Raw genomic sequence first — 10086 nt, forward strand, 5'->3', positions numbered from 1 at the left:
TAAACGTCGCTCATTCGTTACCGGATTGGTCAGGCGAGGTCGGCCGAGTCGGGGTTCTTCTCCACGTACCGCGCGACGAACGAACACGCCGGGCGGACCCGCAGCCCCTCCTCCCGGGTCATCCGGAGGGCCTCGCCGACCATCGTGCCCGCGAGCCCCCGGCCACCGAACTCCTCCGCGACGACGGTGTGGGGGAACGTGCGAACCCCGTCCGCGTCCCCGTAGTCGGCGTACCCGGCCACCACGTCGTCCACCACGATCTCGAACCGGCCCGCGGCCGCGTCGCGCCTGACCTCGATCGTCTCCCCGGCGCTCATCGGTTCGACTCCGGACGGACGACCATGACCGGGCACGGTGAAGCCTGCAGGAGCGCCCGGCTGGTGGATCCGAGAACCATGCCGGTGAAGCCGCCGCGCCCGTGGGAACCGACGACGACGAGCTGGGCGTCCTCGGACTTCTCCACGAGGGCGCGGACCGCACGGTCGCGCGTGACAAACCGTTCGATCGTGACGTCGGGGTAGCGGTCGGAGAATCCGGCGAGCCGCTCGGACAGGGTCTCGAGCTGCTGCTCCTCGAGCTGCTTCCAGTCCTCCTCGGTGAGGGCGATGCCGGCGGCCGCGGCCTGGACCTGCGGGTCCATCCACGTGTGCACGGCGATGAGGGTGGTGTTGCGGGCGGAGGCCTCGGCGAACGCCCATTCCGTGGCCTTGGCGCTGATCTCCGAGCCGTCGATGCCCACGACGACGGGTCCGGTGCGGTCGAGGTCGTCGGTGTCCTCGCGGGTCACCACGACGGGGCAGAACGCGTGGCTGGCCACGGAGGCCGAGACGGAGCCGAGGACCATGCCCTTGATGCCGCCGAGGCCGCGGGAGCCCAGGACGATGAGCTTGGCCTGGCGGGAGTAGTCGATGAGGACCTGCGACGGGTTGCCCTCGACGATCACGTGGGAGACCTCGATGCCCGGCGCGACCTTGAGCGCGGTGGCCCTGGCCTGCTCGACGATCGGCACGCACTCCCTCTCCAGCTCGTCGTAGACGGGCTGCGGCGGGATCATCCCCTCGGCGAACATGGCCGCGGGCATGGTGTAAGAGGTGACCAGGACGAGCGGGATACCACGCGTGGCGGCGGTGTTGGCGGCGTAGGCGACGGCGCCGGTCGACGCCGCCGACCCGTCGATACCGACGACTACTGAATTCTCGAGATGAGCCATGCCCCGAGGGTACCGCCGCCCCCGGTTGGCGGAGGGGGCTTTACAACTCGTCCGGGAACGGGGCGTTGGACGGGTACGCGAGGGTGAAGCTGCCCTGGAACGCCGGGAGGACGGCGCGGCCGGGGCCGAAGAGGAAGAAGTCGACGACGGCGTCGATCATGAAAACTCCCGGGGTACGAGTGACGGGTGGGGCATGTGGTGCGAGATTGGAGTGTAGCCCAGCGACTACACTCCGCACATGCAGAAGCCCCGACGGCCCCGCCGTCCGCTGCCGCTGCGCGACGGCGTCGATCCGGTCAGGATCCGGCTGGCCGACCCCGGACAGGGGCCCCGGAGCATCCCCGAGGAACTCCGGAGGCGGTTTCCCGACCGGCTCGCCGAGCTCGAGGCGGCCCTGGCCGCGGGGCAGGTCGTCACCGCCGACGGGGAGCCCGTCACCGACGCCACGCGGCGGCGCCGGGGGATGGACGTGTGGACGTACCGGACCCCCGCGCCCGAGGTGCCGGTGCCGTTCGAGATCGGGATCCTGCACCGGGACGAGCGCCTCGTCGTCGTCGACAAGCCGCACTTCCTCGCCACCACGCCGCGCGCCGGGCACGTCACCGAGACCGCGCTGGTCCGGCTCCGCCGGGATCTCGGGCTGGACGACCTGGCGCCCGCCCACCGGCTCGACAGGCTCACCGCCGGGGTCCTGGTCCTCACCGTCGACCCCGCCCACCGCGGTGCCTACCAGGAGCTCTTCGCCGCGCGACGGGTCGACAAGACCTACCTGGCCGTCGCGCCGGCACCGGTCGGCACCCCCGAGGTGCGGGAACGGTCCAGCCGGATCCACAAGACCCGGGGGATCCTCCAGGCGGCGGAGGTCCACGGCGAGCCCGACGCCCACACCCGGATCACCCTGCTCGAGGCGCGCGGCACCGGTGCCGATCGGCTCGGCCTGTACCGGTTGGAGCCCACCACCGGGCGCACCCACCAGCTCCGCGTGCACATGAACGCGCTGGGCACGCCGATCCTGGGTGACGACCTCTACCCCCGGGTGCGCGCGGTCGGGCCCGCCGACTTCTCCCGGCCGCTCCAACTCCTCGCGGAGGTGATCGGGTTCACAGACCCCGTGTCCGCCGAGAAACGCCAGTTCAGGACCCGCAGGACGCTCGAGTCGTGGCCGCCCGGGTAGGCCCGGGGCGGAAATCAGGGCAATCCCCTGTCGGCACCGGCTCCGAACTCCTGCATGCTTTAGGACGACGACCATGATCCAGGGGAGCAGATGACCACGCAGGCCGAGACCCAGCACCGAGCCGAGGGCGCGGCGTACGCAGCCGTCGCCACCGACCTCGTTATGACCTACGGAGACGGCGAGACCGAGGTCCGGGCGTTGGACCACGTCAGCGCGTCCTTCGAACGCGGGCGCTTCACCGCGATCATGGGCCCGTCGGGCTCCGGCAAGTCCACGCTCATGCACTGCATGGCGGGCCTGGACCGGCCGACGTCCGGGTCGGTCCGGATCGGGGACACCGAGATCGTCGGTCTGGCGGACAAGGAGCTCACCGCGCTGCGGCGGGACCGGATCGGGTTCGTGTTCCAGTCCTTCAACCTGGTCCCCACCCTGACCGCCGAGGAGAACATCACCCTCCCGCAGGACATCGCCGGGAACGCGATCGACCGCGAGTGGTTCGACGAGGTGATCGGACGCCTGGGCATCGCGGACCGGCTCTCGCACCGGCCGTCGGAGCTCTCCGGCGGACAGCAGCAGCGCGTGGCGTGTGCCCGTGCGCTGGTCGGGCGGCCGGACATCCTGTTCGGCGACGAGCCCACCGGCAACCTCGACTCCACCTCGTCGGCGGAGGTGCTGTCGATCCTGCGCAGCGCCGCGGACGACTACCAGCAGACGGTCGTGATCGTCACCCACGACCCCCGCGCGGCCACCTACGCCGACCGCGTCCTGCTGCTCGCCGACGGCCGGGTGGTCCGCGAGCTCGAGCATCCCACCGCCGACGACATCCTGGCGGCCATGGGCGCCCTCGAGGAGCGGTGATGGCAGCCACCCGCCACCCCCGGCCGATGCTGCGGGTCTCGCTCCGCAACATCGCCGCGCACAAGCTGCGCCTCGTGCTCTCGGTGCTCGCCGTGGTCCTGGGCACCGCGTTCGTCACCGGGTCGCTCGTGTTCACCTCGACCCTCAAAGCGACCTTCGACGGCCTGCTCGACCAGGGCACGCAGGACCTGTCGGCCATGATCGAGCCCGAGGACCCCCGTGGCGGCGGCGTGCCGTTCACGGTGGCCGAGCGCGCCCTCGAACTGCCGGGCGTCCAGGCGGCCACTCCCGGCGTCTCCGGCACGGTGGTCCTGTTCAACGCCGACGGCACCCCGTACCAGTCCGGGGGCGCTCCCTCGGAGGGGCTGGAGTGGGTCGAGCCCGACCAGGCCGTGGGGAGCAGCAGCTGGATCGCGGAGGGGCGGGCCCCGACGGGTCCGGACGAGGTCGTGCTCCCCGTATCGGTGCTGGACAAGGCCGGTCTGGCGATCGGCGGCTCCGCGCGGGTGTACACCACCTCCGAGGGGATGCTCGACGTCACCGTCGTCGGCACGTCCGCCAACGAGACCGACGTGGGCGGATACGTCGGGGTCGGGTTCTCCTCCGAGCGCGCCCGCCAACTGTTCACCGACGGGGTCAACGCCAGGAACGTGGCAGTGCAGGCCGCGCCCGGGGTGAGCCAGGAAGAGGTGCGCGACACCCTCGCCGCCGAGTTCCCCGGGTACACGGTGAGCACCGGCGCCGAGGTCAAGGAGAAGCTCTCGGAGCAGCTCTCGACCATCCTCGACTTTGTCAACTACTTCTTCGTGGCCTTCGGCCTGGTCGCGCTGCTCGTGGGCACGTTCATCATCTACAACACCTTCTCCATGCTCATCGCACAGCGCCTGCGGGAGTTGGCGCTGCTGCGGGCGATCGGCGCCACCCGCGGGCAGCTCACCCGGTCCGTGCTCGCAGAGGCCGCGCTCACCGGCCTCATCGGGTCCGCGATCGGAGTGCTGGCCGGGTTCGGTCTGGCCAAGGCGATCTTCGCGGTTCTCGAGGCCTTCGACCTGGGCATCCCGTCGGGGGCCCTGGCGCTCACGCCGATGTCGGTCGTCACCCCGCTCGCGCTGGGCTTCGTCGTGACCGTGTTCTCCGCGTGGGCCCCGGCCCGCCGCGCCGGACGCGTCGCGCCAGTCCAGGGCATGCGCGTGGGCTCGGCCTCGACCGAGGCGGGTGGGGCCTGGCGCACCTCGGTCGGCGTGATGGCCGTGGTCAGCGGTGTGCTGCTCGCCCTCATCGGCACCTGGCAGGACACCACCAAGAGCGGCGCGATCACCGTGGGCATCGGTGCGGCCGCCCTCATCGTGGGCAGCTTCCTCGTGATGCCGGCCCTGGCCAAGCCCATCGCCGGCGGGATCGGCAGACTCATCGGCGCGCCCTTCGGGGCCGTCGGGAAGCTCGCGGCCACCAACGCCGGCCGGAACACCCGCCGTACCGCGGCGACGGCCTTCGCGCTCACCCTCGGGCTCACCCTGGTGGCGGCGTTCGGGACCCTCGGTGCCACGACCAAGGAGAGCATCAGCGGTCTCATCGACCAGGGGATCAACGCCGACGTGATCGTCCAGGGAGTGGCCTCCCAGGGGCCGCCGACCCCGCTGGCCGGCGGGATCGAGGAGCAGATCGCGGGAGTCGACGGGGTCGGCGAGGTGGCCTGGCTGGCCTTCGGATTCGGCCGTCTCGGCGGCGAGCCCCAGGCGATCGCGGCCGCCGGCGGGCCCGTCGAGGACCTGCTCCGGGCCACCGTGGTCGACGGCTCGCTCGAGCCGGGGGCCGACTCGCTCGTCGTCTCGCAGGAGGTCGCCCGCGACAAGGGGTGGACCATGGGCGCGCGGGTCCCGCTGGTGGGGCCGGACGGCTCCGAATCCACGCTCCGGGTGACGGGCGTGTACAAGGACGCCCAGATCCTCGGGCAGTTCTACACCGGTATGGACGTCTACGACCGCCTGGTCCCCGAGAGCCTCCGCTCCACCGCGATCGTGCTCGCCAGGGCGGCCCCCGGCACGTCCCCCGACCAGGTGCTGGCCAACGTCACCGGGGAACTCGCCGAGACCCCGATCGCGACCGTGCAGAGCAAGCAGCAGTACATCGACGCGCAGTCCGGCGGGATCGACCAGCTGCTGACGATCATCTACGCACTGCTCGGGCTCGCCCTGGTGATCGCCGTGCTGGGCATCGTCAACACCCTCGCGTTGTCGGTGATCGAGCGGCGCACGGAGATCGGCATGCTGCGCGCGGTCGGGATGCAGCGGTCGCAGATCAGGCGGACCATCAACCTCGAGTCCACCCAGATCGCGGTGTTCGGGGCGCTGATCGGCGCGGCCGTCGGCGTCTACCTGGGGTGGGCGTTCGTGTCCGTCCTCGCCGACAGCGGCCTGAGCGAGACGACCATCCCGTGGGGGACCATCGGGATCGTCCTGGTCTGCTCGGCGGTCGTCGGGGTGCTGGCCTCGCTGTGGCCCGCCCACCGGGCGGCCATGACCGGCCCACTCGAGGCGATCGCCGACTGACGGCGTCCTATCGCCGCAGGCCGAAGAGGTTGCGGGCACCCCGGTGCTCGTGCCGCGCGAGCACGGCGCCGAGGATGTCGGCGTCGTGCTTGGGGTCGATCTCGACGTGGGCCAGGCGCCCCATGGTCCGCTCCCAGAGCAGTCCCTCGAACACGGTGAGCAGGTCGAGCGCGGCGACCGCGGGGTCGCGGAGGCCGGCCGCGTCGAGCGCCCCCGCGAGGTCGGTCGGGTCGAGGAGCGCGGCCACCAGGTCGGTGGTGTCCTGCTTGCCGGTGAGCTCCACGATCAGCGCGGACCGTGCCGCGAGCTCGCCGCGGTAGTCGGACAGCAGTCCGTCGATCATGCGGTTGAGCGTCGACAGGAGGTCGTCGGCGTCGGAGGAGGCGAGGTCCTGGATGCCGGAGACCTCGACGAATCCCCGCAGCAGCGAGGTGAGGCGGTCCACCGTGAGCGCGAGGAGCTGCGCTCGGGTGCGGCAGTAGTACGAGGTGGAGCCGGACGCCAGCCCAGCCTCGGAATCCACGGCGCGGTGGGTGAGCGCTCGGACACCGTCCCTGGCCACCACCTCGATCGCCGAATCGGCGATGAGTATGCGCCGGTCCTCCATAGTGGCTCCCGTCGTCGTGTGTCGTGTGGCTCGACCGCTGTAGCGCGGTCGTCGACGAATCCCGCCGACCCGTGCGTCAGCCTATCGCCGGTTCCCCGTCGAGGGCGCCGAAACAACAGCACGCCCCGACACCTGATTCGGTGTCGGGGCGTGCGCTCGGGGAACCCGGGTGGTTCAGGCCGCCGAGGAGACCTCGCCGGCCCGGCGGCTGCGCTTGTACCGCATCGCCGTCTGCAGTCCGGCGCGCCGGCCCTCCTGCGTCGGGAGCGGCTTGGGCAGGTCCTCGAACATGCGCTCGGAGTGCGTCTCCGGGGCGTCATCCGCGGTGGCGCGCAGCATGTGGTCGGGCAGCGACAGCTTGGCGATGGTCCGCCACGTCTTGAAGTACTGGACCGGCAGCGGGCCCGCCACGTAGGGCAGGTCGTACTTGCGGCACACCTCACGTACGCGGACCGACGCCTCGGCCAGGCGGTTGGACGACATGTCGGGGTAGATGTGGTGCTCGATCTGGTACGACAGGTTGCCCGAGAGGAAGTCGACGACCGGACCGCCGGTGATGTTGGCGGACCCGAGCATCTGACGCAGGTACCACTCCGCCTGCGTCTCGTTCTCGACGTCCTTCTTGGTGAACTTCTCGGCACCGTCGGGGAAGTGCCCACAGAAGATCACGGCGTTGGTCCACACGTTGCGGATGCCGTTGGCCACCAGGTTCGCGGTCATCGTGGACTTCCAGCCCTTGCGGGACAGCGCCGGGTAGAGGACGTAGTCCTTGGCGAGCTGCCGGCCGGCCTTCTTGGCGAACACGCCGACCTTCTGCATGGTCTCCCGGCGGTCGTCGCGACCCTTGGCCACCTTGCCCAGCTCGAGGTGCTGGATGCCCACGCCCCACTGGAACAGGAGCGCGAGGGCGGCGTTGTAGACGATGTTCCCGTAGAAGAACGGGTGCCAACGCTGGTCACGGGTGACGCGGAGGACGCCGTACCCCACGTCGTCGTCCAGGCCGACGATGTTGGTGTACTTGTGATGGATGTAGTTGTGGGTCTGCTTCCAATGCTCGGCGGTGCCCACGATGTCCCACTCCCACGTGGTGGAGTGGATCTCCGGGTCGTTCATCCAGTCCCACTGCCCGTGCATGATGTTGTGCCCGAGTTCCATGTTCTCGACGATCTTGGAGACTCCCAGCGCCCCGGCTCCGATCGCCCACGCGGTCTTGTTGCGTGACCCGAGCATCAACAGCGCGCGGGAGCCCACCTCGAGTGCGCGTTGGAAGCGGATCGTGTTGTGGATGTAGGCGGAGTCCCGCTCGCCCAGCGATCCGATGATGTCCTGACGGATCTCCTCGAGTTCCGCACCGAGGGCCTCGATGTCGGATTCGGTGAGATGCGCGAATTCCGGGATGTCGGTGATTGCCATGAACCTACGGTATCGTAACTTACGGTCGCGTAGGTAGAATTCGTGGTGTGAGTCACAGTGGAGACGATTCGATTCTGCCGCAGATGTCACGGTTGTGTAACGTCGGCTGGGTTCGCGGCGACATAGTGGTTGTCGCGTGTCGAGGACTCGACTCGTCTTTTCAGAACTGCCGCAGTGCGAATCGCAGATCGAACCACCGAGGGGAACAGCCATGAGCAACGCCAACGACATCTTCCTGCAGGCCATCCAGCCTGTCGTCGACATCTTCTGGACCCTGGTGTGGAGCGCCACCGGCTCGACCCTGAGCGTGCCCCGCCCGGTCGCGCCCACCAAGTGACCGACCTCCCCGGACAGTACGGCTAGCACGGGACAGATCCAGAACAGCGCCGGCCCGCCTCTCGCGCGAGAGGCGGGCCGGCGCTCGTCGGATCAGATGCCGAACCGCTCGCTGCCACCGAGGTCGACGGGGATCGACGCGCCCGTGATCCCCGCGCCGGCGTCGCTACACAGGTAGACGGCCATCGAGGCGATCGCCGAAGCCTCGACCCACGGCACCGGCAACTGGTTCATGCCGCTGAACGTCTCGGCCGCGTCCTCCAGGGTCGTCCCCTCGCCGCCGGTCATCATCGCGATCATCGACGGGTTGTCGATCATCGGGGTCCGGACGTTGCCCGGGTGGATCGAGTTGCACCGGACGCCGGAGAAGCCGAGCTCGCCGGCGAGCGACTTGGCCAGGCCGCGGACCGCCCACTTGGAGGTCGTGTAGCTGGCGGTGAACGGTGCGCCGCGCAGGCCGACCATCGAGCTGATGAGAACCACCGCGCCTCCCCGGCCGGTGGCGAGGATGTGCGGGATCGCCACCGTCGTGGTGACCCAGGTCCCCTTGAGGTTGATGTCCAGTGTGGTGTCCCACTCCGCCTCGCTGCGTTCCCACGAGGCGGCGGGCGTCGGCGAGACCCCGGCGTTGGCCACCACGAAGTCGAGTCCCCCGAGCTCGGCGACCCCGGCGTCGACGGACTCCCGCATCCCGGCCAGGTCCCGGACGTCGACCTCCGCGGTCACGCACCGCCGGCCCCGGGCCCGGACCGACTCCGCGGTCGACTCGAGGTCCTCCGGCCGCGCCATCGCGTAGGGGACCGTGTCGATGTCGCGGCACAGGTCCAGGGCGATCACGTCGGCACCGACGGAGGCGAAGGCCTCGCAGTGCGCACGGCCCTGCCCGCGAGCCGCTCCGGTGACGAGTACGACCCGCCCGGTCAGGTCGGGCGGGGTGATGGCAGGGTTCGACATGGTGGGTCTCCTCGGGTGATCGGTGGCGGGCCCTGCGGGGTCGTCCGCCCTGCGGCATGCTGGAAGTCAACTTAGACAAACAGACAGGTAGTGATCATCATGCTGCAACGGACACTTGTTCTAGTGGATACCTCGTATCTACTGGCTAGCTTCTACAACTCGTGGGAGGAGGGTGCGCGAGGCCAGCTGGAGGTGTCGCTGGCCACGGTCGTGCACCGTTTAGATCAGGTCGCCCACGGTCTGGTGGACCAGCCCGTGCAGAGGCAGAACTGGTACGACGGGATCCCGGACTCCGGGCCTCACCGCTACCAGCGGACCCTGCGGGTGATCGAGGGTGTTCAGCTGCGGGCGGGGCAGCTGATCGAATGGGGCGATCGCCGAACGCAGAAGGCGGTGGACACCCTTCTCGTGGCGGACATGATCCAGGCTGCGTACAAGGGACACTGCTCGGACATGGTTCTGGTCACCGGTGACGCGGACATGATCCCCGGAGTCCGGGTGGCGGTCGACGCCGGGGTGCGCATGCATCTGGTGGGTTTCGGGTGGGACTCCATCTCGTCGGCCCTGCGACACGCCTGTGACACCACGACGGTCCTGGATCCGCGGACCGACTTCCACGATGCGATGCAGATCAGGGTTCTCGAGGGGCCGATCCCGCCGAAGGTGCGGTTCACGTCGGAGCGGCCCGCCACTCCCGGCGACGAGGCCGGGGAGCCCGAGGGATCGGGCACGGTGGGGCTGGTCGAGGCCGACCTCCGATCCGATCGCGCCGCAGCGACCTCCGTCGCCGACGAGACCAGGCTGACGATCGCCGACGAGGAACGGGCCGCGGACGCCGAGGAACTCGCCGCCGACGAGCAGGAATGTGCAGTGCTCATCGAGGCGCAGGATTCCGACACTCCGGCGGGTCCCGACGTCGTCCCAGAGGTGAAGGCGACGACCGGACCGACCCGTGAGGCACCCGCGACGGTCGACCAGCCGCAGC

At 70.1% G+C, this 10086-nt stretch carries 10 protein-coding genes; 5 read left to right on the forward strand and 5 right to left on the reverse strand.

Features of this window, described 5'->3' with window-relative positions; translation table 11 throughout:
* Positions 1 to 29: 29 nt before the first annotated feature.
* Positions 30 to 317 (reverse strand): GNAT family N-acetyltransferase, encoded by a 288-nt coding sequence (locus B4M60_RS12225; RefSeq protein ID WP_291084304.1) that lies wholly within the window; start codon positions 315 to 317, stop codon positions 30 to 32.
* A complete protein-coding gene (locus tag B4M60_RS12230) occupies positions 314 to 1210 on the reverse strand; it encodes a universal stress protein (protein ID WP_291084307.1) in 897 nt (298 codons plus the stop codon). The genes B4M60_RS12225 and B4M60_RS12230 overlap by 4 nt, the downstream gene beginning before the upstream one ends.
* 238 nt (positions 1211 to 1448) lie before the next feature.
* Between B4M60_RS12230 and B4M60_RS12235 the strand changes: the two genes are divergently transcribed.
* The 3 genes from B4M60_RS12235 to B4M60_RS12245 all read left to right on the forward strand — a co-directional run bounded on the left by B4M60_RS12235 (position 1449) and on the right by B4M60_RS12245 (position 5791).
* Complete coding sequence (locus B4M60_RS12235; RefSeq protein ID WP_291084310.1) at positions 1449 to 2384, forward strand: pseudouridine synthase; 936 nt, start codon at positions 1449 to 1451, stop codon at positions 2382 to 2384.
* A gap of 90 nt (positions 2385 to 2474) precedes the next feature.
* Positions 2475 to 3242, forward strand: a complete 768-nt coding sequence (locus B4M60_RS12240) for an ABC transporter ATP-binding protein (protein WP_291084314.1) — start codon at positions 2475 to 2477, stop codon at positions 3240 to 3242.
* Positions 3242 to 5791, forward strand: a complete 2550-nt coding sequence (locus tag B4M60_RS12245; protein ID WP_291084317.1) for an ABC transporter permease — start codon at positions 3242 to 3244, stop codon at positions 5789 to 5791. The genes B4M60_RS12240 and B4M60_RS12245 overlap by 1 nt, the downstream gene beginning before the upstream one ends.
* A gap of 7 nt (positions 5792 to 5798) precedes the next feature.
* Here the strand turns inward: B4M60_RS12245 and B4M60_RS12250 are convergent, their stop codons facing one another.
* Positions 5799 to 6398 carry a TetR/AcrR family transcriptional regulator gene (locus tag B4M60_RS12250; RefSeq protein WP_291084320.1) on the reverse strand — a complete coding sequence of 200 codons (600 nt, stop codon included), beginning with the start codon at positions 6396 to 6398 and terminating at the stop codon, positions 5799 to 5801.
* Between the two features lie 174 nt (positions 6399 to 6572).
* On the reverse strand, positions 6573 to 7811 hold the full coding sequence (locus tag B4M60_RS12255; protein WP_291084323.1) for a fatty acid desaturase family protein: 1239 nt from the start codon (positions 7809 to 7811) through the stop codon (positions 6573 to 6575).
* A 211-nt stretch (positions 7812 to 8022) separates the two neighbouring features.
* Between B4M60_RS12255 and B4M60_RS12260 the strand changes: the two genes are divergently transcribed.
* Positions 8023 to 8148 (forward strand): hypothetical protein, encoded by a 126-nt coding sequence (locus tag B4M60_RS12260; protein ID WP_291084325.1) that lies wholly within the window; start codon positions 8023 to 8025, stop codon positions 8146 to 8148.
* Positions 8149 to 8240: 92 nt separating this feature from the next.
* Here the strand turns inward: B4M60_RS12260 and B4M60_RS12265 are convergent, their stop codons facing one another.
* Positions 8241 to 9101 carry a mycofactocin-coupled SDR family oxidoreductase gene (locus tag B4M60_RS12265; RefSeq protein ID WP_291084327.1) on the reverse strand — a complete coding sequence of 287 codons (861 nt, stop codon included), beginning with the start codon at positions 9099 to 9101 and terminating at the stop codon, positions 8241 to 8243.
* 99 nt (positions 9102 to 9200) lie between these two features.
* Here B4M60_RS12265 and B4M60_RS12270 point away from each other — a divergent pair.
* A partial coding sequence (locus tag B4M60_RS12270; protein WP_291084329.1) for an NYN domain-containing protein occupies positions 9201 to 10086 on the forward strand: 886 nt, incomplete at its 3' end.

The organism is Dietzia sp. UBA5065 (genome assembly GCA_002415925.1).
Taxonomy (GTDB): Bacteria; Actinomycetota; Actinomycetes; order Mycobacteriales; family Mycobacteriaceae; genus Dietzia.

Bases quoted from the DNA above. Each gene is read 5' to 3' on its own strand.
- B4M60_RS12235 (WP_291084310.1), top strand. From the start codon at position 1,449: ATGCAGAAGCCCCGACGGCCCCGCCGTCCGCTGCCGCTGCGCGACGGC.
- B4M60_RS12230 (WP_291084307.1), bottom strand. From the start codon at position 1,210: ATGGCTCATCTCGAGAATTCAGTAGTCGTCGGTATCGACGGGTCGGCG.
- B4M60_RS12255 (WP_291084323.1), bottom strand. From the start codon at position 7,811: ATGGCAATCACCGACATCCCGGAATTCGCGCATCTCACCGAATCCGAC.
- B4M60_RS12250 (WP_291084320.1), bottom strand. From the start codon at position 6,398: ATGGAGGACCGGCGCATACTCATCGCCGATTCGGCGATCGAGGTGGTG.
- B4M60_RS12245 (WP_291084317.1), top strand. From the start codon at position 3,242: ATGGCAGCCACCCGCCACCCCCGGCCGATGCTGCGGGTCTCGCTCCGC.
- B4M60_RS12225 (WP_291084304.1), bottom strand. From the start codon at position 317: ATGAGCGCCGGGGAGACGATCGAGGTCAGGCGCGACGCGGCCGCGGGC.
- B4M60_RS12265 (WP_291084327.1), bottom strand. From the start codon at position 9,101: ATGTCGAACCCTGCCATCACCCCGCCCGACCTGACCGGGCGGGTCGTA.
- B4M60_RS12240 (WP_291084314.1), top strand. From the start codon at position 2,475: ATGACCACGCAGGCCGAGACCCAGCACCGAGCCGAGGGCGCGGCGTAC.
- B4M60_RS12260 (WP_291084325.1), top strand. From the start codon at position 8,023: ATGAGCAACGCCAACGACATCTTCCTGCAGGCCATCCAGCCTGTCGTC.